Annotated in this window: 17 protein-coding genes; 16 read left to right on the top strand and 1 reads right to left on the bottom strand. The window is 38.0% G+C overall.

Annotation, left to right across the window (positions count from 1 at the left end):
* Nucleotides 1-42 precede the first annotated feature (42 nt).
* From Q4550_RS19700 to Q4550_RS19660, 9 genes are all read left to right on the top strand, one after another.
* Nucleotides 43-558 carry a DUF1643 domain-containing protein gene (locus tag Q4550_RS19700; protein ID WP_303535416.1) on the top strand — a complete coding sequence of 172 codons (516 nt, stop codon included), beginning with the start codon at nt 43-45 and terminating at the stop codon, nt 556-558.
* Between the two features lie 114 nt (nt 559-672).
* Nucleotides 673-1,161, top strand: coding sequence for a hypothetical protein (locus Q4550_RS19695; RefSeq protein ID WP_303535415.1), 489 nt, complete (start codon nt 673-675; stop codon nt 1,159-1,161).
* A 108-nt stretch (nt 1,162-1,269) separates the two neighbouring features.
* The gene (locus Q4550_RS19690) at nt 1,270-1,608 is read left to right on the top strand and encodes a hypothetical protein (RefSeq protein WP_303535414.1); all 339 of its coding nucleotides are present in this window, start codon (nt 1,270-1,272) and stop codon (nt 1,606-1,608) included.
* A gap of 137 nt (nt 1,609-1,745) precedes the next feature.
* A complete protein-coding gene (locus Q4550_RS19685; protein WP_303535413.1) occupies nt 1,746-2,468 on the top strand; it encodes a DUF5710 domain-containing protein in 723 nt (240 codons plus the stop codon).
* A gap of 369 nt (nt 2,469-2,837) precedes the next feature.
* Nucleotides 2,838-3,905 carry a restriction endonuclease PLD domain-containing protein gene (locus tag Q4550_RS19680; protein WP_303535411.1) on the top strand — a complete coding sequence of 356 codons (1,068 nt, stop codon included), beginning with the start codon at nt 2,838-2,840 and terminating at the stop codon, nt 3,903-3,905.
* Between the two features lie 282 nt (nt 3,906-4,187).
* On the top strand, nt 4,188-5,270 hold the full coding sequence (locus Q4550_RS19675) for an EcsC family protein (RefSeq protein ID WP_303535410.1): 1,083 nt from the start codon (nt 4,188-4,190) through the stop codon (nt 5,268-5,270).
* A gap of 311 nt (nt 5,271-5,581) precedes the next feature.
* On the top strand, nt 5,582-6,517 hold the full coding sequence (locus tag Q4550_RS19670) for an aldo/keto reductase (protein ID WP_303535408.1): 936 nt from the start codon (nt 5,582-5,584) through the stop codon (nt 6,515-6,517).
* A gap of 372 nt (nt 6,518-6,889) precedes the next feature.
* Entirely contained in the window at nt 6,890-7,576 is a 687-nt protein-coding gene (locus Q4550_RS19665; protein ID WP_303535407.1) for a DUF421 domain-containing protein, read from the top strand.
* A gap of 424 nt (nt 7,577-8,000) precedes the next feature.
* Complete coding sequence (locus Q4550_RS19660) at nt 8,001-8,852, top strand: DegV family protein (protein ID WP_303535406.1); 852 nt, start codon at nt 8,001-8,003, stop codon at nt 8,850-8,852.
* Nucleotides 8,853-8,948: 96 nt separating this feature from the next.
* Here the strand turns inward: Q4550_RS19660 and Q4550_RS19655 are convergent, their stop codons facing one another.
* A complete protein-coding gene (locus Q4550_RS19655) occupies nt 8,949-11,480 on the bottom strand; it encodes a PIG-L family deacetylase (protein ID WP_303535405.1) in 2,532 nt (843 codons plus the stop codon).
* Nucleotides 11,481-11,829: 349 nt separating this feature from the next.
* Between Q4550_RS19655 and Q4550_RS19650 the strand changes: the two genes are divergently transcribed.
* The 7 genes from Q4550_RS19650 (at nt 11,830) to Q4550_RS19620 (ending at nt 21,554) form a co-directional block, all read left to right on the top strand.
* Nucleotides 11,830-12,993, top strand: a complete 1,164-nt coding sequence (locus Q4550_RS19650) for an ROK family transcriptional regulator (protein ID WP_303535403.1) — start codon at nt 11,830-11,832, stop codon at nt 12,991-12,993.
* An 18-nt stretch (nt 12,994-13,011) separates the two neighbouring features.
* On the top strand, nt 13,012-14,103 hold the full coding sequence (locus Q4550_RS19645) for an extracellular solute-binding protein (protein WP_303535402.1): 1,092 nt from the start codon (nt 13,012-13,014) through the stop codon (nt 14,101-14,103).
* A 26-nt stretch (nt 14,104-14,129) separates the two neighbouring features.
* The gene (locus Q4550_RS19640; protein ID WP_303535401.1) at nt 14,130-15,212 is read left to right on the top strand and encodes an ABC transporter ATP-binding protein; all 1,083 of its coding nucleotides are present in this window, start codon (nt 14,130-14,132) and stop codon (nt 15,210-15,212) included.
* 3 nt (nt 15,213-15,215) lie between these two features.
* Nucleotides 15,216-16,901: an ABC transporter permease gene (locus Q4550_RS19635; protein ID WP_303535400.1), complete on the top strand. Its 1,686-nt coding sequence runs from the start codon at nt 15,216-15,218 to the stop codon at nt 16,899-16,901.
* 17 nt (nt 16,902-16,918) lie between these two features.
* Nucleotides 16,919-18,397 carry an argininosuccinate lyase gene (gene argH, locus Q4550_RS19630; protein WP_303535399.1) on the top strand — a complete coding sequence of 493 codons (1,479 nt, stop codon included), beginning with the start codon at nt 16,919-16,921 and terminating at the stop codon, nt 18,395-18,397.
* Nucleotides 18,398-18,642: 245 nt separating this feature from the next.
* Nucleotides 18,643-19,149, top strand: coding sequence for a pyridoxamine 5'-phosphate oxidase family protein (locus Q4550_RS19625; protein ID WP_303535398.1), 507 nt, complete (start codon nt 18,643-18,645; stop codon nt 19,147-19,149).
* A gap of 242 nt (nt 19,150-19,391) precedes the next feature.
* Nucleotides 19,392-21,554 carry a GDYXXLXY domain-containing protein gene (locus Q4550_RS19620; RefSeq protein WP_303535397.1) on the top strand — a complete coding sequence of 721 codons (2,163 nt, stop codon included), beginning with the start codon at nt 19,392-19,394 and terminating at the stop codon, nt 21,552-21,554.
* The last annotated feature ends 59 nt before the right edge of the window (nt 21,555-21,613 follow it).

Genomic DNA, 21,613 nt, shown 5'->3' with positions numbered 1-21,613 from the left:
ACCTGTGGAAATGTAATTGTGAATTTAAAGGAGGATGTCGAATTGATTTCGAAACCAGGGTGTCGCTATTGGACTAATCAAGAAAAAGTTAGTGCAGAGTTTGATCCGTCAGGTACTTATCGATATCAATTAACATGTTCTTGGAACAAGGAAAAAGGTTCCGTAACTTTCATAATGCTAAATCCAAGTTATGCTGATTTAAAAGTTTGTGACCGAACACTTAATAGGTGCGTGGATTTCACAAAATCCTGGGGGTACGGAGGGATGAAAATAGTAAACTTATTTGCCTTAATCTCAACAGACCCAAATCTATTAAAAAGCCATTCCTCACCAGTTGGAGAAAATAATAATGATTATATATTAGGTGCTGTTGAGCAATCAGATCTCCTTGTTTTTGCTTGGGGAGAAAAGCATTGTACGATACAAAATAGAAGTTCAGAAACTATCGAGCTACTAAGAAATTTCAATCCTAAGTGTATTAAGAAAACCATAAGTGGAAACCATCCGAGACATCCGTTGTATCTAAAAAAGGAGTTAGAGCCAATACCCTACTTTTGAACACGTATTTTAACTAAGTAACATTAAAAACCAAAATTAAAAGTAAAACATTCAACTGTCTAAAAATCACTAGAACGGTTCTCTAGGTTCTATTCCAACAGGAGTGATAATCTTATGAGCTTTGAAAGAAAAAACAGTATCCAAGAAATAAAAAAGTATGCTCTTGAGCTTATTGAGGTATCAGTCAAGGTAAAAAGGAAAGTTAATACCCCTGAATACAGGGAGAAAAGGAATAAGATATTGCAATTAATAGATTCAGGAATGGAAAATGAGGTTTTTACATTTGCTGAACAGATAGAAGCAATCAGCATTAAAAGCTTTTTTGAATATTCTTCATCTACATTTTTAGATAGCGATCTAGAGAAGCATTACGGGGAGGAGGAATCTGTAACTCCGAAAGAATTGAAGGAGTATTTAACTAAAAAGGGGCAATTGTTTAAAATAGACGGTACGGATGTAGTTTTCAAATTAGAAAGAGGAAGAAGGATAGGTACTTCTTTTGCTGCTACAATTAATCATACAAGTGTTGATGGTAGGTATGTTGTTGGAGATTTTACGTGGCTTCATGAAGATACTATAGTCGTAAGGGTTGATCCTAACTAAAATACTTAAATTATTTTGCGATTTTTTTATAAACATTCTCCAGTTTATTATATCAAATAATTCCATTTTTAGTATTAACATCTTATTTAGAAGAGTGGTGTTTATATATTGATAGTAACTTTAGTTGAAAAAGAAATAATATCAATGCTTGAGACTTTTCTGATATTTGGTATAAAGAATCAAAAAGAAAAAATCTATGCTACAAAAAGTAAAGATTTAGTTTTAATAGTAAATCCAATAGAAAAATATGTCCAAATTCAGAACTTCGGCTTGGAAGTATTTCAGATGTATTACCAGTTAAATAACCAAACTTGGAAAGAGGTTATATTTCCATTTGTTGATGATGATATCAATGAAAGGACCATAGAGATTTTGGAAAGTATAAAGACCATTTATCGAAGAGAGAAAATGAGATTTGGCATTCGTCTAATTGATTCTAACGAGTAGGTGTATTAGTGTAATTTAAATCTTTCAATTCTACAAATATTATAAAAATCCCTTTGGAGGTCATTTTATTCTAATAGTTTCTGTAGGATTGAAGAATTAAAGGTTTTTAATCCTAGATTAAATAAGGGGATGAGTTTTTGTTTAAAAAATTCATTGGAAAATTGCATAAAAAAAATATTACTGAAAATGTTCAATATAAAGATAAGAAAAGATATTATTTAAACGTCCCTTATAAGGAAAAAGAAGTTGCTAAAAGTTATGGAGCAAGATGGCATCGAGAGAGAAGACGTTGGTATATTGAAGGAGAGATAGTAGATAATGAAGAATTTTGTAAATGGTTAAATTATGAGGAAGACTATTCTTTGTTTGCTACGAGATTTTATTTAGCTGAATCGGTTAGGCGTTGCTGGAAATGTAAAAAAAACAATAGAGTATTAGGAATGCTATATGATAACTATCAAAACTTAATGCCAGATTCATATATTATTGATTCAAAAGAAATAGAGGTTAACGTATGGCATGATGAATACGAACCTTTCTTCTCCCCATTATCCGCATTAACCGATGAAACAGTTCAAGTCTTGGAATCAATAAACCATCCTATAGCACAAGAGTGTGTTAACCTTGCAAAAAAGAAGAATGCACAGCAGTATTGTGAGCATTGTAATTCAAAGCAAGGAAACTTCTATCTATTTGAGGAGATAGATTCACCTTTTTCGTTTATGGATCTCAAACTTTTAAATAATATTAGCTTATACAAAGTTGAACATCCAGTTAAAAGTAATGCTATCCCTTTCTTTAGTTCATTAGAAAATAAAAGGGTTTTTGTGCGTAATGCTACTAAAGAGACTATTACATAATTTATGCACATAATCAAAAAGTTCAATATCGAGTTGTGCTTGTTTTTTAAAATGGGCAATCATTCACAAATTCATTTTTAATAACCTTTAACATCGCTTCAGCAACGGCTTTATCATGGATACAGTAGGGACAGGTTCCTTGCACCTCCCAATGTGTCTAAAATATATTACGTTTTTGAGTTTTACTAACGCACATTCCAACCACTATAATTCTGCTTCGTAGGAATTACACCATGAATGGTTTATCAATTCATTGTTGGGAAGGTCTACCTTTTTCTCCGTTCCTGAGTTTTATATTACTAATTATGGAAATGGGAATGATATATACTTATATATGTGAAATATTACATGCCTATGTGAGGTGAGGGAATGAAACTTTTAAATAATATTTATTCTAATCATTACAATGAAATTAAATATATTCTTTTAAATGCTGATGAGCTTCAAATAGTAAGTCCGTTCTTAATGGAATCATTTGATGATTTTTTTAGTCAATTAAAAGATTTGGATATTAAACATATTTCATTGACAACAACCCTAAAAGATAATGATCCCGATTTATTAAAAAAATCAAACTCACTCTATTCCTTTTGCATGAATTGTCAAAAAAATAGTATTGGTTACTGCGTCTCTATTGACAATAAATTGCATGGAAAAATATACATATCATTAAATTCCGGAGCACCCTTAAAAGGTATAATTACTTCTGCAAATTTTACTAATTACGGATTAGAAACTAATCATGAGTGGGGAGTTTTAATTGACGATAATAGTCAACTATTAAAGTTAATTAGTGAAATCAATAGTGTTGAAAGTAAAATTTTATCTAACAAAGAATTAGAAGAAATAATAAAAAGGATAGATGCCTTTTTACAGGCGTCTCCTAAGCCTAGAGAACCAAAAATAAGTTTAAGTGTTAGCGATATACTTAATAAACAAAAGAATACAGTTACGTCTGATAAACGATATTTTATTAAGCCTGTAGGAGTATCGGACAATCCTTTTTCTGAAGATAGAAAATTATCACCAGATATACAGGAACTTCACTTTTCTAAACGAAAACCTACTGCAGTAAGAGAGGGAGATATTTTAATCTGTTATGGTGTGGGAACCGCAAAGCTATTGGGATATTTTGAGGTTATAGAAGGTCCATATTTTTTGGAGGGAACGTCTAGTAGATGGCCGTGGGAAGTAAAAGCCAAAAACCTCTGTCCCGAATATAGCGAAAGATGGAATACGTTTAATAATACTATTTCTTCTATTCAGTCTTTATATAATGCAACACTACCAATTACAAAAAACAATCAAGGAAAAACTCTGGGGGCTTTAAATTTTGGGGCTGATAAAATTCAACTTACTAAAGAATTTGCTAGTCATGTAATCAATATTATTGAGGATTCAGTAAGGGAAACAGGTTCCTCGCCCCGCCAGATATAGTTGTAATAGTTGACGTTTTGATTATTACTACCACAAATACTAGTCGCTTTGATTTTGATTACGCAAGAAATTTTTCTGTGCATTATGGTTTATTAATTCATCGTTAGGACGGTTAATCTGCCCTCTCTGTCCCTAAGGGGGGGGTATAAAACTGTCGAAATCAACATATTAATGGTCAGATTCAGTTATTAAATTATGCAAGTGTTGTAAAAACATAGGTTGATTTTTTAATACTACCTTTCTTAATACTGGTGGTATCCATGATTGAGAGGAGTATATGAAATGTGTGATGTTAACTTCACATCTTTAAATCAAAAAGAGATAGATCTATTAGAAACTCTTACAAAGAAATACGAGGAATTCATACAGCCGAGTCCTTTGCAAACACATTTAATAAACACAAAAGATAAAGTATCTGAATACTTACCAGAAAAAGTGAAGGAAATCACATCTGATGCTATTAAAAGTGCGAGTGATTTGGTGGTAATTAAAAAGGTTATGGTAAGTGCTGGTAAGGGTTTTGGGGTCGTAAATGAAAATTCTGCAAGATACACTTTAAGTAAAAAGCAAGTAATAAAATCCTTAAGTAAGGAAGATATCCAGATTGATCAATTTGATGGAATACGTGAACTAAGAAGTTATTACATTGAAAAGAATGTAATCAACAGGAGGAAAATGTTTGATTTACCTACGGCATTTGTAGGGGGAGGGCTAACAGGATTATTTGGTTTATGGGGTGTACCATTTAACCTAGCCTATACCTTATTTATGTATTATAGAACTGTTCAAGCTGTGGGATTATACTATGGCTACGATGTTGTTGATGACCCAAGTGAGTTAGAATTTGCATCCAGTGTAACAATTGAATGTCTATCTCCCCATATAGCGTCAGAAGCACAGAACCTTGGATCAATAGTTAGTAGGATGATGTTTGCTACAAACGTTACAGCCTTAAAAGAGTCATTAACGAAATTATCATACGAAAAAATGGCTCAAAAAGGTGGGTCTGAATTACTATATGTTCAGATACGAGCTTTAGCAAATGCCCAAGCCAAAAAAGCATTGGAAAAAGCGGGTAAAGAAGGAGTAGAAGCAGGCATATTTAAAAATCTACTTGAACAGATTGGTAAAAAAATGAGCAAAGAAACTGGAAAAAAAGCGGTACCTGTCATTGGTGGATTTATTGGAGCTTTGTCAGACACATATACCATGAATAAGATAATAAAAGGAGCAAACTTAATCTATCATAAGAGATTTTTATTTGAGAAAGATATTAGAATAAATGAACTTAATTCTGATTCAGATAATAACCTTAGACCTGATATTTTGGACTACGATGAAATAATGAATAAAGTTAGAACTTGACAACGTGAGTGAAAAAGAGCTTGGAATTTAACCCAAGCTCTTTTATTTTTTTCTTTTAAATTACCCCTATCATACCTAACGTTGAATGATTGCTACAATGGCCTGGTTAATCTAGATTAACCAGGCCATTGTATAACAATCTAGAAAACTATCAGATAATAGGTAACATTAGCTTAAATTGTTAAAATAAACTTAGGTTGTCATAGGAGAATTTCACAGACATCATATACTCTCTGTTAGACCTACTAAAATCTTAAGTAAACATTCACCTTCCAACAAAAGGATGAATGAGGAAAAGGAGGAACTATCTCATGAAACAACGGAACCTAGGAAATACAGGAATAAAAGTCTCCGAAGTTGGATTTGGAGCATGGCAATTAGGTAATGAAAAAGACTGGGGAAAGATGACAGAGGATGAAGCGATACATTTAGTGAGGAACGCGATGGATTCCGGGTGTAATTTCTTTGATACTGCTCCTAACTATGGAGCTGGGAAAAGCGAAGAACTGCTTGGAAAAGCTTTTGAAGGAAAAAGAGACCAGGTGGTCATTAGCAGTAAATGTGGACATCATTCGAATGGTGAACAAAACTTCGAACCTGAAAAATTGATGAGATCAGTAGAAGATAGTTTGCGAAGGTTACATACCGATTATCTTGATAGTCTACTTCTTCATAACCCACCATTCTCAACACTTAATGGAAACAGCCCGCAGTTTGAAGTGCTGGAAAAACTAAAGAAGCAAGGGAAGATCAGAACTTATGGAGCTTCGGTAGATACTGGAGTAGAGATGGATGAACTATTAAATAAAACGGACAGTCAGGTTATTGAGGTTATGTTCAATATCTTTCATCAAGAACCAGCGGCTGCGATACAATCAGCTGAACGTCAAGGGGTTGGCGTGATTACCAAGGTTCCTCTTGATTCCGGCTGGCTGACAGGAAAGTATGATAGGAATAGTAGATTTAGCGGAATTAGAAGCAGATGGAGTGCAGAAGAAATTGAACAAAGAGGTAGGTTAGTGAAACAAGTTCGTCTTATTCTGGGAAATGATATTTCAATGGCACAAGCAGCACTGCAATTTATTCTTTCTTATCAAGAGGTGTCTACCATTATCCCTGGAGCCAAAGATAATCAACAATTCAACCAGAATGTAACTGCATCCGAAGGTAGTTTATCAATAGAAATGATCAACGAGTTAAAGGGTATTTGGGCAGAAGAAATAAAGGACTCCAAGCTACCTTGGTAAATACGATCAGTTAAAGAACCATTTGCGTGGATTGGGTGCCTGAGCCCGAAACGTTAGTTTAGTAGCGTATCAAGGCTCAGGCATCTTTTTCCATGTAGCGCTGTCTAATTGAGGATAACGTCTTCCACGTAGCAATAAAATATTCCTGAGAACTTTTTAAAGGAATAATTTTCCACAATATGAAGTTTCCCTTCCTTCACATTTTCAAAATTATAGTCTTGGAAATGGAAAGTTTGTGGACAAAGATGGTAACAATATGAGAGACATGGACGATGTATGGAAACGAATGAATCATTTATCTGTAGGATTGATTTATAACAAGTCTATTTTTAGTTGTTTTTTCATAACTGGCTTATCTAAAGAGGTGTCTATATGCTCTCGTTTATCGGAACAGTACTCATATTGTTTTTAGTAACCATTGTGGTTATAAGATCTATGGGGAAATCAGCCTTAGCTCAATTTACCCCACATGATTTAACAGCCTTATTTTTTATTGTAACCATAGCGATTAAAGCAATCAAAGTCGAAGGGATTACTCAAGCATTAATTGGGATTGCGATTGTCATTATCATACATATATCACTATCAAAATTAAGTCTTTACAAGCACCTCAATCGATTTGTAATTGGAGAACCAACGATTTTAATAAAGCATGGCAAGTTAATTAAAATGAATCTGAAAAAAAGTCGCTTTTCTTTGTCAGAACTATTATCAAGTATAAGAAGTAAAGGCTATGCTGACGTGACCAATATTCAATACGCTATTCTTGAACCAAATGGAGAAATAAGTGTACTTCCAAAGGAAGAGTCCATGCCTGTGACACCAAAAATTTTAAATTGTCATGTTGATTATAGTGGTCTTCCTATTGCAGTTGTCATTGAGGGGAAAATACAATATAGAAATTTAGAACTCATTCATAAAGATAAAGAATGGTTATTAAAAGAAATCAAAGCAGCTGGGGTTTCAAATATAAAGCATATTTTTTACGCTTCGGTAAGAGACGATGATTACTCCTTAACCGTAGACAATGGTAAAGGAAACATCGGAACATTAAAATAGTAAAGGATAAGCGACCATCACCTTAGGTTTTTAAATTAAAGTAAAAGTTATCGAGCAGAATCAGTGGAAAAGGAGCTTGGGAGTTATTTTCATATTGAAATGCTGGGTAAGTCATCAAAAAATGAATGGGCGAAGCATCACTGAAATCTCCCTCACGATTCTTTATAGCTGAATAACAGAAGGGTCTGACTCCATTTTGAGGATCGGGTCTTTTTTATATAACTTTAGTGGTTTTAGATTTAGTTAATAGATGCCGGTTATCACAGATTCTCAACACTAGCAGTCGTATTAAAACCCCCGAATTGTGCATTAAAAGTCCGGAAAATAAAAGTTATCACAATGCTAATACGGTTTCTCCTGTATAGTTAAAGCATAATGCAGGAAAAGTGTAGACGGACCTAAATATAACCAAGGGGGAAATAGAATGCGAAGGATTATCTTATCGACCGAAAGCGGCGCCGACGTACCGGGTGACTTGGCTGAAAAGTACGATATTCAAGTCGTTCCCATGCACATCATTATGGATGGTAAGGATTATTTAGACGGTTCATTGCCGGTCCAGGATATTTATGACTATTACGAACGCACGAAGAAAATCCCTTCTACTACCTCTACAAATGCTCATGAGTATCAAGCGTTTTTTTCGACTATAAGAGAAAATTCCCCAGACTGCATCATTGTACATATTGGTTATACATCAAAAGCGTCTTCTTCTTTTCAAAATGCTGTCATTGCTGCGGAAGAATTTGAAGACATTTTTCTCATTGATGCATTGAACGTTACTGGAGGATTAGCTGCGATTGTGTTGTACGCAGCTAAGTTTCTACAAAAAGAACCGGACATGGAACCGGAGCGCTTAGTTGAAAAAATAGAGGCAATCGTTCCTAAATCAAGGCTCGCTTTCATCCCAGGCAGCCTTGATTTTCTTAAAGCGGGAGGACGGGTAAGCAATATGGCTTCACTGATTGGAGCTTTGTTGAAAATAAAGCCATGCATCGAGTTGAAGGATGGAAAGCTGATGTCTACAAAGAAGTACCGCGGGAAAATGAGTGGAGCTAGTGAAAAACTTTTGAGGGATTACTTAAATGAATTCAACATCGATCAAGAGCAGCTTTATTTTATCTACTCCATCGGACTCGATGAAAGGATCAAGCAGCGGATGGATGAGGTTGCGAAAGAACATGGATTCCAAAATATAAGATGGATCCAAGCAGGCGGTATGATTTCGACTCATTCTGGAGCCGGGGGCTTCGGGATAGCAGGATTAGAGCAATAATAAAAGCTAGACTAGTATTGAGTTCAAAAAATTCGATACAGCTAATTACGATAAAAAAACCGCCTGGAAAATCTCCAGGCGGTTCCTCTATTTACCTTACTCCTCATAATAAGGATAACTAACCAAGTTAGTAAAAATACGATACCCACCAGGTACCTGATTCTGAATTTGACGGTACCAGACTAGGTTTGTATAAATGTACGTTCCTTCACCATAGTCTGCTTTCAAAATTCCGCCTTCAAATGCCTCTTCCCCTGGATCGGCGACGCTAACGTACGTTTCAAATTCATCTGACCAGTTCATTGGGAAGTAGAGGCCTCTTTCTTGAACCCAGCCATCCCAGTCTGATTGCTTAATCTTGTTTGGATAATTAAAGATTGTCGCTTCTGGCTTTAATACGTTAATTGGAGCATCTTCATCGGTGACGCGCCACTCGATCGAGGGCTGTCCGATTTCTAGTTCATATGGTGCGGTAGTGTTCGTGTCCCAGTTATCCCATGGTTTGTTGTATTGCACGACAAGGTGACCGCCATTGTTGACGTATTCGAGTAAGCGCTCGTTATGCTGTAGCAAGTCTTCTCTTGAAAGATACGCTCTGATTCCAGTGACGATCGTATCGTATTGAGAGAGATCTCCTGATGCTAAGTCCTGCTCGGTTAATTGGGTAATATCCATGCCTACATTCGACAACTGATCTGCCACCTTATCAAATCCGCTATCGACATATCCGATTTTAAGATCCTCAGGATAGTCGAGCGGGAAGGCTACGCCGTTAACCGCGGCATCTGATACATAATAGTTTGTGCCAATATGATCGTACTGAATGATTTGGACGTTTTTACTAAGTGTTTCGTTTCCAATCTGAGCTTGCGGAACGATCTGGAATTCGCCTTCTTCTACATTTTGTGGAGGCGTTAGTGTAAACGAAATGGTTTTCATTTGTTCATCAGATCCAAATGAAACTTCCTGCGATTCAGGTTCAGCTGTCCATCCTTCTGGTAACTGAAGGGAGACGTCTGTTTCAAGAGCAACTTCCGCAAATTTTTCCACTTCTACATTCATCGTAACGTTTTCTTCAATGTCTTTTGTGTTAATCACTAAGTTTTCAGGAGAAGGTTTCACAGATACCTCTGGTAGTAGGGCAACGCGTTCTTTTGGAGTGAAGGCTTTTGTAACAGTTTGTCCTTTCACCTTAAAACGAATATTTGCTTTTATCGCATCCGGTGTGTAGGCATCATAATAGTTTCTTGACGTAGCTTTTACATTATAATCAAACTTTACCTGATCTCCCGGTGTTAAAGAGGAAGAATGATGCTGTCCGTTTACGACCCAGTCTTCTGGAATGGAAAGGGTAGAGGATAGATCGTTGATTTTAGATGTGCCATTATTCGTAATCGAAACGCTTACATTTGTTGTATCATCCGGTGTTAGTTGTGGATCGGCAACCTCAACATCTACTTCCAACTGTGCAGCTGTAAACATCGTGTTTGTTAGCTGTTCTTCTTTTACTTGAAGCTTATGATTTAGAGTGTTTCTTAAATCATCAGATAGCTTGTTGTCTTTCTCCATCTGCTTCATGAGCTTTTGAAGCTTCTTGTACGCATTTTCAGCTTGAGTAAGTACGTTCTCGTGGTTTGGATAGGCACTTTTCACCTTTTCAAGATCCTTTTGGAGATGGATCAGCTTTTGTTTGTATTTATTGCCGCCTTTTGAAAGGGTGTTAGCGTAATCCGTGAAATCATAGGGAATGTTTTCGTAGATGCTTTCTTCCTGTTCCGGAATATCGCCAACTGTTGATTTAACTAGCTGTAGATTTACGGTTTCTGGGCCATCTCCAACATCTCTTCCCATTCCTTGGGATTCATGTAAGTAACGCGCTTTTTCACCAAGTTGCGGGTAAGTCATGTCATAGTGTTCGTCATAGATTCCGATTTGGATAGAAGTTGTAGTTTGTTCTTCTGTTTCAGCAGGGAGGTAGAGTTTCTTTACTTGCCAGGTGGTTAAGCCATCTTCAAGTTGTTCAGGAAAGACAGAAGAGTCGGCTGCATCTTCAAATGCTTTTTGGGTAAGCAATGTCATGGCGCGGTGATGACCATGCTGGGAGTCAACGTTGCGAAAAGAGGGCATAATGATGTCTGGTTTAAATGTTCGGATGTCGTGAATGAGTCGTTCGTAGGTTTCCGTTTCTCCCCATTTGTTCAGCGTTTCTTCAGGTGTTTTAGAGAAGCCAAAGTCTTTGATGCTGTCTTCAAAATCTTCGTTTAAGAAAAACGTTTCGATTCCAAGGACTTTCGATGAAGCTTGCAGTTCGTTTGTGCGAATGATACCTAGTCCATCGCCAAGCTCGCTGCCGATTTCATTTTGACCACCCTGGCCACGAGTGGAGAGTAGAAAGGACGTGTCCACGCCTTGCCCTCTTGATAAATAAGCGAGGAAATGACTCCGCTCGTCATCAGGATGGGCACCCGTATTCATGAAACTTGCTGTGGTTGTTAATGGAACGACAGATTCCCACAATGCTAAGTTTGCATCCTGTGTAGATGACTCTTCTGCAAAACTAATGGAGCTTGTTCCAAAGGCAGAAAGGATCAAAACCAACGATAATAAAATCTTCCCCAGGTTCTTCAAATAAATCCTCCTTCGTCTCCTGAATGAATTTAGTTAGTAACAGAATATAACTAACTTAAAACCATTATAAGCAGATAAATCCAATAAATGGAACCTACTTTTGTACTGTTTGGATAGTCATATAGTCACAATTTAACAAAATAAATAAAATTTTCTAAATTTATATTAAAAGATAGCAATTAGAAGCATTATTGAGCAAAATAACTCTCAGTTTGTAAGAAAGGGCATAAACAGTATTTTACATTTTTCTGATCAGCCTTTATAAATGAAAGTAATCGTTAGTAAGTAACCTTAACTAACTAAGGATGTTTCTGCTTGTTTTTTATCATTTATAAAGGAGTACACATTTATGCAAAAGGGCGATGCCGCATCTATCAAAAATATAAATAAACAACTTGTGTTGACGTGTATTCGCGATTTTGAACCGATTTCTCGCTCGCAGATTTCCAAAAGGATTCAAATTAGTAAACCCTCTGTTTCACTGATCGTTGAACAATTGTTACAAGAGGGGTGGATCGAGGAGAAAGGACCGGGTGAATCGACGATTAGTGGGGGACGGAAGCCTGTTCATCTCGTTTTTAATCCTAAAGCAGCTTATGTGATTGGCGTCGATATCGGCGGCACAAAAGTAGCTTCTGGGGTGACATGTTTAAACGGAGAGGTTCATGCTTATCGGGAATTTTCCACAAGTGAATACCTTGAAAAAGATTTGTTTAAGCGCTTACAAAGAGACGTAAATAGTATGCTTCATGATTTACAGTTAAGTAATGAGAAAATCCTTGGGATGGGAATTGGTGTCCCAGGTGTAACGAACGTGGAACATGGCATTGTATTGGATGCCCCTAGCTTACGTTGGAAGCGGTATCCCGTTCGGAAAATAGCGAGTGAGTACTTTCCGTTTCCAATCTATGTTGAAAATGACGTCAATACGAGCGTTCTTGGTGAGCAGTGGCTTGGTGCCGGAAAGTCGCTACAAAATCTTATTTTTATCGCGATAGGTACAGGAATAGGCAGTGGGATGATTATTAACGGAAAACTGTTTCGAGGCAGTCGTTACAGTGCGGGTGAGATGGGATATTTAGTGACAGATTTTCAAAGCGCGAAAAGCTATCATCCGACTTATGAGGGCTATGGATTTCTTGAGAGTGTCGCAAGTGGTTCATCCATCGGTCATAAACTTTCTGAAATAAAGAACACGCCGTTAACGGCAAAAGAAGCTTTTATTAGTTGGAAAAAAGGGGACAAGGTTGCGAGTGAAGTGGTTGAAAAAGCAATCGAACATTTAGGGTTTGGGATCGCTAATTATGTGTCTTTATTTGATCCAGATCTCGTCATTATAGGAGGTGGTGTAAGCGAGTCATTTGAGGATTATAAGCATTCGTTAATTGAAATTGTAGAGCATTTCACACCACAGAGCTGCAAAATTGTACCGTCAACGTTTGGAAAGGAAGCCGGAATTGTTGGGGCAGCGGCGCTATTCCTTGAAGAACATGATTCAATTATCCAATTATGAGAAGGGGGAAATGAACGTATGAAACGTCAATTTCGATGGATGATGTTAATTACCATGCTAGTGTTCGGCATCATCCTAACAGGGTGTATGGCAGGGAATGAAGAAGCGAGTAGCGATGGGGATTCTGGGTCTAAAAGTGAAGGTGATTTGGAAGATAAAGTTGTCGTCTATTCCCCGCACGGTAAAGATATTTTGAGTGAATTCGAGAAACAATTTGAAGCGGAATATGATGTAGACATGGAATTTCTCGACCTTGGTTCACAGGAAATTCTAGACAGGGTTCGCTCCGAAAAGAATAATACGCAAGCGGATATCTGGTGGGGTGCACCTCAAGTGATGTTCGATGAAGCCAAGACGGATGAGCTTTTGCAGAAGTATGAGCCAAGCTATGCCGGTTCTTTAGATGATATGTACCATGATGAAGAATGGTATTGGACAGGCACTTCTCAAACACCTGAAGTTATTCTTTACAATAATAAAGAAATTTCCGAAGAAGAGGCTCCAAAAGATTGGGATGATCTCGTAGATCCGAAATGGAAAGATGAATTAATCATTCGTTATCCACTTGCTTCAGGTACAATGCGTACGATTTATTCTTCTATCATCTATAAGGATTACAAAGAGACGGATAGCCCAGATGCTGGGTATGAGTGGCTACAGAAATTAGATGAGAATACGAAAGAGTACGCTGCCAATCCAGAGATTATGTACAATCAGGTAGCGAAAGGCGTAGGCAATCTATCGGTTTGGAATATGCCGGATACCGTTATGCTAGCGGAAGAGAAGGGGTATCCGTTTAGCTATGTGATTCCTGAGAGTGGAACGCCAGTCTTAACAGAAGGAATTGCGATTGTTGAAGGTGCGCCGCATCCAGAAGCAGCGAAAGCTTTTTATGAGTTTGTTAATTCAGAGGAAGCAGCCAAGCTACTAGCTGAGAAATATTATAGAATTCCAACGCGTGATAATATTAGTGATCTTCCGGAGTGGATTGAAGAAACAGAAATCAATGCGATGGAGATCGATTGGGAAGTTTTCCAGGAGAAGTCTGATGAGTGGATGGAATACTGGGACAACAATATTAAAAACAGTGAAAAGCAAAAAGAAGAGTAGATCTCCAGAAAGAGGAGTTGTTGGTTATGACAGCAGTAACCTTATCTAATATTACAAAACAATTTGGCGATGTCACTGCCGTGAAAGAGTTGGATATCACGATTAAAGAAGGGGAGTTTTTTACTTTCCTTGGACCAAGTGGTTGCGGAAAAACAACAACTCTTAGGATGATCGCAGGATTTTATTATCCTTCAGCTGGGAAAGTGAAATTCGATGATCGTGATATGACGACAGTGTCACCAGAAAAAAGAAACACGGGCATGGTTTTCCAAAACTATGCCCTTTTCCCTCATATGACCGTTTTTGAAAATGTAGCATTTGGGTTGAAAGTAAGAAAAGTGAATAAAGCTGAAGTGAAAAGAAGAGTAGAAGATGTGTTAGAAAAAGTGCACTTAAAGCCTTTTATTGATCGCCAGGTGAGTCAGTTAAGTGGCGGGCAGCAACAGCGGGTCGCTTTAGCGAGGGCTCTCGTCATTGAGCCGGATATTTTATTACTAGATGAGCCATTAAGTAATCTTGATGCGAGATTACGAGATGAGATGAGAAATGAAATTCTCCGTTTGCAGCGCGAATATGGCATTACCACAATTTATGTCACACATGATCAGGTTGAAGCACTTACGATGAGTGATCGCATCGCGGTGTTTAATGTGGGCAATTGCCAGCAGATTGGGACACCGACGGAAATCTACAATCAACCAGTGAATGATTTTGTTGCTGAATTTATTGGAGAAACAAACTTGTTTGAAGTCAAGCAAAGGGATGAAGGGTTTTTTTGTGAGGCATTAAACCTTCTTGTTCATACTGATACCCCTGGTGAAGAAGTATTCAGTAAGAATGACAGCTTTAAAATGTCCGTTCGACCGGAAGCCATTATTTTATCAAAAACAAATTTAGAAGCTTTGAATGTTTTAAAAGGAAAAGTAGATCTTGTTCAATTCACAGGTGAGTCTGTTCATAGCTTCATTAAAGTTAATGAAGGTCACACCACATTAAAAGTAACCGATTTAAACCGTGGACCGAGTACATATCTACAAGAAGGATCTGATATTTATGTTCAACTACCACCTGATCAGGTTCGAATCGTTCCAGTGGCAAAGGAGGGATAGAGGTTGTTAAATGCAGAGAAAAGAAAAACGATCCTTCTTCTTATCCCGATTATCCTGGTCCTCGTTGGATATGTTCTCTATCCAACAGTTGAAACGTTTATAGAAAGCTTTAAGAAAAATGGGTTATTTACTCTACAAAACTATGTGGACTTTTTTGGCCCGAAAGCACAAGCGAATTTAGAAGCACTATGGAACTCGGTTTACATATCCTTATTATCTGTTTTACTAAGTGCATGTATTGGCGTACCACTTGCGTTTATTTTTACAAGGTATAATTTTCCTGGTCGTTCCTTTTTCTCAGGAATAGCGATCATGCCAATTGTTTTACCTTCACTTGTTGGAGTAATGGCATTTATGTGGCTTTACGGAGAAGCGGGACTTATCCCGGTAGCGCTTCAAGACTTACTGAATTTAGAGGAAGTTCCATTTAGCATAGGCGGTGTGACGGGAATTCTTCTCGTTCACGCTTATACAATGTATCCGTATTTCTATATGACGGTTTCTTCAGCACTTAATAATGTCGATCCGTCGCTGGAAGAGTCAGCAGCCAATCTTGGATCAGGACGTTTAGGAGTATTTTGGAAGGTCACATTTCCATTATTAACACCCGCTTTAGTTGCAGCATCCCTGCTTGTCTTTATGGTTTCGATGGCTTCCTTTAGTGCTCCGTTTCTACTTGCTGGAGGGTATCGAGTGCTAAGTCTCCAAATCTACTTTTCTAAAATTAATGGCGATTTGGAAATGGCGGCAACGCAATCTGTTATTCTCTCAGCCGTTTCGATTACCTTCTTATTATTTATGCGTTGGTTCCAAAATCGAAAAGACTATCGAATGGGATCAAAAGGGATTGGTGCTCACAGAAGTGAGGTCAATAACCCAATCCTAAAATGGGTGATGGTGTCACTTGGAATAGTAGCGATGATTGTGCTTTTACTGCCACATGCGGTTTTAGCGATACTATCTTTTGTTCCAGAAGGCGCGTGGACGTGGCAGAAGTATCCTACTTCTTTCAATCTTGAAAACTATCGTTTACTGTTTGAGGATCCGAATATCTGGGATCCGGTTCGTAATAGTTTAATCATGGCTTTCATTGCATGCTTAGGATGTTTTGTATTCGGAATAATTACTTCTTATGCACTTGTGAAAAGAAAATTCTTCGGTAAGAATTTACTAGATATTCTTGTTATGCTTCCATGGGCATTACCAGCTACTGTTGTTGGAATGAATCTTATTTTAGCGTTTAACAGTAAGTCGATTTTCTCGTTTGGTCAAGTACTTGTCGGTACATTCTGGATCTTGCCTCTCGCATATTTTATTCGTTTTATACCACTCGTCGTGCGGTCGACGAACGCTGTACTGGAGCAAATGGATGATTCGATAGAAGAAGCCGCACAGAATTTAGGAGCGAGATGGTTGTATACATTCAGAAGAGTTGTCTTGCCGATTATTATGCCAGGAGTTCTAAGCGGAACTCTGCTAGCTTTTGTTCAGGCTGTTGGAGAGTTTCCGACGTCTGTCTTGTTGTATACGTTAGACAATCGCCCAATTTCCATTGAGATTATGAATCAACTAAGGATGTTTAATCTTGGTCAGGCTGCAGCCTATGGCATGATTCAGGTTGGTCTTATTGCGATAGTAATGATTATTTCTTATAAATTCTTCGGAGTTAAATCAGAAAATACGCTCTAGTACAATGAGGTGAAACCATGAATAAAAGAAAGGAAGATTTTGAGCTAGAAGATGGCGCTTGTTTTCCCGGGAAAACCTACGTAGACGAACTGCTTAAACCGGTTTTCAAAGATCAGCGTGACTATTTATTTGATGCAATGTTTATGATTCATCGCGCACATACGACGATGCTAAAAGAACAAAAAATAATTACTGCAGGAGAAGCAAAGAAGATTTTGGAGGGCGTCAATGAAGTAGCAAAGATAGAGAAGAAGTTACTAAACTATGTCCCAGAGCACGAAGATTTCTTTTTCCTTGTTGAAGCCGAAGTGGCGAAGTTGATTGGTCATGATTTAGCAGGCAAGATGCATATCGCGAAGAGTCGAAATGATATGGGTGAAGCGATGTATCGGATCGTGATTCGAAATCATATCCACGACCTGTTGGGAAACGTTAAAAAGCTAGGGCAATCGCTTGTTATACAAGCAGAAGACCATATTTATACGGTCATGCCAGCCCACACGCATACGCAGCCTGCACAGCCAACCACATTTGGTCACTATCTACTCGCCATATCTGATAACTTATCAAGAGACGTGGACCGTTTATGGCAAGCGTATCATACAGTCAATCGTTCTCCGATGGGGGCGGCTGCTATTACAACAACTGGATTTCCGATCAGTCGAGAACGAATGGTTGAGCTACTAGGGTTTGATGCCGTGATGGAAAATTCCTATGATGCAATTGGGACAGGAGACTATTTACTAGAAACAGCTCTTACATTAGTTAGTTTGATGACAAACATGGGCAGGTGGATTCAGGAGCTTCTCCGTATGGCTTCCAATGAAGTCGGCCTATTAAGAGTTTCTGATGCTTATGTCCAGGTGAGTAGCATTATGCCGCAGAAAAGAAATCCTGTATCATTGGAACATTCAAGAGCACTCGCTAGCAGCGCAGTTGGCGAAGGACTAAGCGTCATCCAAATGATTCACAACACGCCATATGGAGATATTGTGGATACAGAAGATGATTTGCAACCGCACCTATATAACGGGTTCCATAAAGCGAATCGTGTTACCAAGCTATTAACAGCTGTCATTACAACCATGAAATTCAATAAGGAACGAGCACTCCAGCAAGCTAAAACGAACATGATTACGATTACTGAGTTAGCTGACGTTCTTGCTAGAGATTATAATGTACCTTTTCGAAAGGCTCACCAGATTTCGAGCTATGTTAGTAAGAAAGCAAGTGATGCAAAGAAGGAATTATATGAAGTGAGCCTTTCTGAAGCAAATGAGTGGATCGGCGTGTTACAGCTTTCAGAAAAAGATTGGGAGCACATAGTTGACCCATCTAAATTTATTGAGAGAAGAAACATCACAGGTGGACCGAACCCACAAGTTGTTGAGCGGATGGTACGGGATCGTGAAGTGCGTTGGGAAGAGTTGGGTGAGAAGGTAGAAAAGTATGCTGCACAGATCGATTCCATTAAAGATGATTTAATGAAATTGTAAGTGAATGAAAGGATCTGAAGCATTTACTTCTAATCCTGAGTACATGATAAATAATAGCTAAGTAATTGTAACGAAGTCCTTGGAAACAAGGGCTTTTATAGTGCAGAGGCAGTATTCAGAATACCACTGTTTGAGAAAAGTGTAATTTCATGGCTAAGCGGGAAAAGAGAGTATATGTAATTGGCTATTTTATTCTTTTGAGAAAGAGTTCTGTAGCTGAGGAGTAACCGAAGGAGGAATCACAAATGACTAACCAAAATTCAGAAAATCAGGAAACCATTAAGAACATAAAAGATTTAATTAAAGATGAGAAGGTGGCCATGTTGACCACTATATCTTCAGGTGGCAAGCTAATGTCCCGTCCAATGCAAACGCAGGAAGTGGAATTGGATCGGGAAGAGGTCTGGTTTATTACGAAAAAAGATACAGACAAATATGAGGATATTAAGCTTAATCCTGCCGTAAACTTAGCATACGCAGGTTCATCTTATGTATCGATTAGCGGAACTGCTGAATTGGTTCAGGACAATGAGAAGAAGAATGAGTACATGAATAAAATTGTTGAAAAACTACTAAATACTTCTGCTGATGATCCGGATGTTGTACTGGTTAAAGTTACCCCTGAAATCGCCGAATATTGGGAGTCGGGAGTGAACGTTAAGACGGTCAAAGAGTTTGTAAAAAAGGTGACAAGTAGTCATTCATTAGAAGAAGGCAATGATTTAAAAGATACAGTCCACTTTAAAAATTGAACGACTGAGTATATAAAATTGACGGAAACCCTCTTGCAGAAGCAAGAGGTTTTTTCATGCAGATAATGGAAGAGGTTCCACTATTAATAGAGAAATCCAGATGATCCATTTTGTCTCTTTCGTAATATAAGGATAAAGACTGTGAGATTTTTAGTATACTTGAGTTAGTAACAAATTAGATATCATATACTCCATATAAAATGGTCTTACTGACAAAACGTAAGTTAAAGGGGGAAGAGCTGATGAATATAAAGCGGATTCATACAGGATATTTGCTTGGATTATCACTGCTTATCAGTAGCATCATCTATTTCTTCGCATCGAATTGGCAAGGAATCGAGCGGGTGGAAAAGATCGGGCTCGCGATTGGACTAATGTTGTTGTTCTTTGTCGTAGCGACAATCCTTAGTCGTCTTCAGCATTCACACCGATTTCTAGAAAGGTGGCTCTGGCTGACTGGAACAATTGCGTTTGGAGTTAGCGTGGCGCTTATTGGTCAAACGTATAATTCCCATGCCGATTCGTATCTCCTGTATCTGATCTGGCTGCTTCCAGCGCTCGTATTTGGTGCACTTACGGGATATAAAGCGTTTTATGTCTTAGGTTTTTTATTAAGTCAGCTCGCTTTTTATTTCTATGTGTTTCCATCGTCCTATTTTCCAGATTGGAAGCCGGAGACAGCGTTGATTCTAGTTTTCATCTATTTGCTATTCACTCATGCTTGGTTTTTTCTGTCGCGATCCTCATGGCTCCGATCTAATTGGATCATGTTCGGTAGCTTTTGTTTCATTCAATATGTCTTCATCGCTTCTAGTTTTGGTTATTGGGAATACAGTACGATTATGGCATGGCTTTATGTCGGCTACGGATTGATCAGCGTATTTCTTTGGAAACATCGTGAAGAAAAGGAACTGTTTATCTTATCGGGGATTGCACTAGGATTATTTCTATTCGGGAAAATGTTAGAAGGGTTAGGCGATGCGTTGGGCGATCTTCTGCCGTTTTTGTTACTAATTGTTGTTGGCTTAATTGTATTTCTGACTGTGAAGTATCTTCCTAGATTAGAACGAAGTGAACAGGGTTCCGAAACTCGGAAGCGCGTGTTTAAATCAGCCTTACTCTTTGTGGTGACTGTCGTGAGTACAGTAATGTTAATTTTCGCTTTTTCAGGAATCATATTTCTTATTTTCAGCTGGGACAATGGCCTTGCATTTATGTTTTCATCTCTTTTTTTATTGTTATTACCAGGTCTCGCATTAAAAGGGAAAATTCCGTTTTTATCAAATATTCTCCTGCTGTCTGGGTTATCAATCTTAGCATTAGCTAACTTAATAGATGCCTTTTCAAATCGTTTTCAGACTGAAACGGTCGTTGTGATGCTCATCTCTTTCGGTATGATTGGAGCCGTACTTAAACTAATTGCGAACCCCTGGATTGGTTCGTATGCCTATCTGCTCGCAAACGGAGTACTTCTTTTATTTCTCTTTAAAATGGAAGAATCACTTATTGCGTTGGATTCCTACGAACCGCTACTGTTGCTCGTTCTTATCGTTGGTAACGGATTGATTCATATTCTCGGACGTGATGGATGGTTCAATCGCAACGCTCTCGTTTATAGTATCGTGCCACTGTTTATCTTAACGTTCTTCTTTGAAGGACAGTGGTTATATTGGCTTTTAAATAGTGTGTTTCTTCTTCTATCCACGCTGCTTGTCTTTTACAAACCATGGCAGTCGAATCCATTTCGCTATTGGATAGGGCTCGTGTTATGGTATGCGTTTCTGTTCTACAAATACTATGACATCGCATGGTCGCTCGTTCATAAATCGATCACGCTACTGGTAGCTGGTCTTCTTGTATTAGTCATTACGCGAACGGTATCACGAAAGTACACACAAACGACTGATGAAGAACCAACTTTCGTCGCAAGTAGATGGAATTTAATCTGGTTGGTTGTCATTCTGATGATTTCGTTCGTCACCTATAATGGCGTCAAAAATGAGGTAGCGCTTCAATCTGGGAAAGAGATTCGTCTTGCTCTTGCGCCTGTTGATCCCCGCTCGATGTTACAAGGGGATTATGTGACGCTTCGCTACGATATCTCAACGTTGCCAGGTCCCGTTCTTCCAGCTAATAAGAAGATAAAAGTTGTTCTCGCTTCTACTGCGAATGGAAGTTATGAGTATGGAGGGTATTACAAAATCGAAGGTGATTGGAATAAACCATATGAACCTTCTGAGAACGATGTTATCTTGAATGGCACCACCTATTCTGATCATGATGTCCAATACGGTATAGAGAGTTTCTTTATTTCGGAAGGAACGGGGAGTACATTCGAAGGTAAAACGGCAGCCAGTATTAAAGTAAGCGAATCTGGAAATGCAATACTCATAGATTTAGATTAAAATGAGAAAAGCCACTTTGTTTTAAGGTGGCTTTTCTCATTGGATATTTACGTGAAATA

Origin of the sequence: Anaerobacillus sp. 1_MG-2023 (genome assembly GCF_030547345.1) — a bacterium.
Classification (GTDB): domain Bacteria; phylum Bacillota; class Bacilli; order Bacillales; family Guptibacillaceae; genus Guptibacillus; species Guptibacillus hwajinpoensis_B.
This window is presented reverse-complemented; position numbering and strand designations above follow the sequence as displayed.

Coding starts and splice junctions, on each gene's coding strand:
- Q4550_RS19665 (WP_303535407.1), top strand. CDS start 6,890: ATGCTCTCGTTTATCGGAACAGTACTCATATTGTTTTTAGTAACCATT.
- Q4550_RS19645 (WP_303535402.1), top strand. CDS start 13,012: ATGAAACGTCAATTTCGATGGATGATGTTAATTACCATGCTAGTGTTC.
- Q4550_RS19650 (WP_303535403.1), top strand. CDS start 11,830: ATGCAAAAGGGCGATGCCGCATCTATCAAAAATATAAATAAACAACTT.
- Q4550_RS19680 (WP_303535411.1), top strand. CDS start 2,838: ATGAAACTTTTAAATAATATTTATTCTAATCATTACAATGAAATTAAA.
- Q4550_RS19695 (WP_303535415.1), top strand. CDS start 673: ATGAGCTTTGAAAGAAAAAACAGTATCCAAGAAATAAAAAAGTATGCT.
- Q4550_RS19660 (WP_303535406.1), top strand. CDS start 8,001: ATGCGAAGGATTATCTTATCGACCGAAAGCGGCGCCGACGTACCGGGT.
- argH (WP_303535399.1), top strand. CDS start 16,919: ATGAATAAAAGAAAGGAAGATTTTGAGCTAGAAGATGGCGCTTGTTTT.
- Q4550_RS19675 (WP_303535410.1), top strand. CDS start 4,188: ATGTGTGATGTTAACTTCACATCTTTAAATCAAAAAGAGATAGATCTA.
- Q4550_RS19670 (WP_303535408.1), top strand. CDS start 5,582: ATGAAACAACGGAACCTAGGAAATACAGGAATAAAAGTCTCCGAAGTT.
- Q4550_RS19620 (WP_303535397.1), top strand. CDS start 19,392: ATGAATATAAAGCGGATTCATACAGGATATTTGCTTGGATTATCACTG.
- Q4550_RS19625 (WP_303535398.1), top strand. CDS start 18,643: ATGACTAACCAAAATTCAGAAAATCAGGAAACCATTAAGAACATAAAA.
- Q4550_RS19640 (WP_303535401.1), top strand. CDS start 14,130: ATGACAGCAGTAACCTTATCTAATATTACAAAACAATTTGGCGATGTC.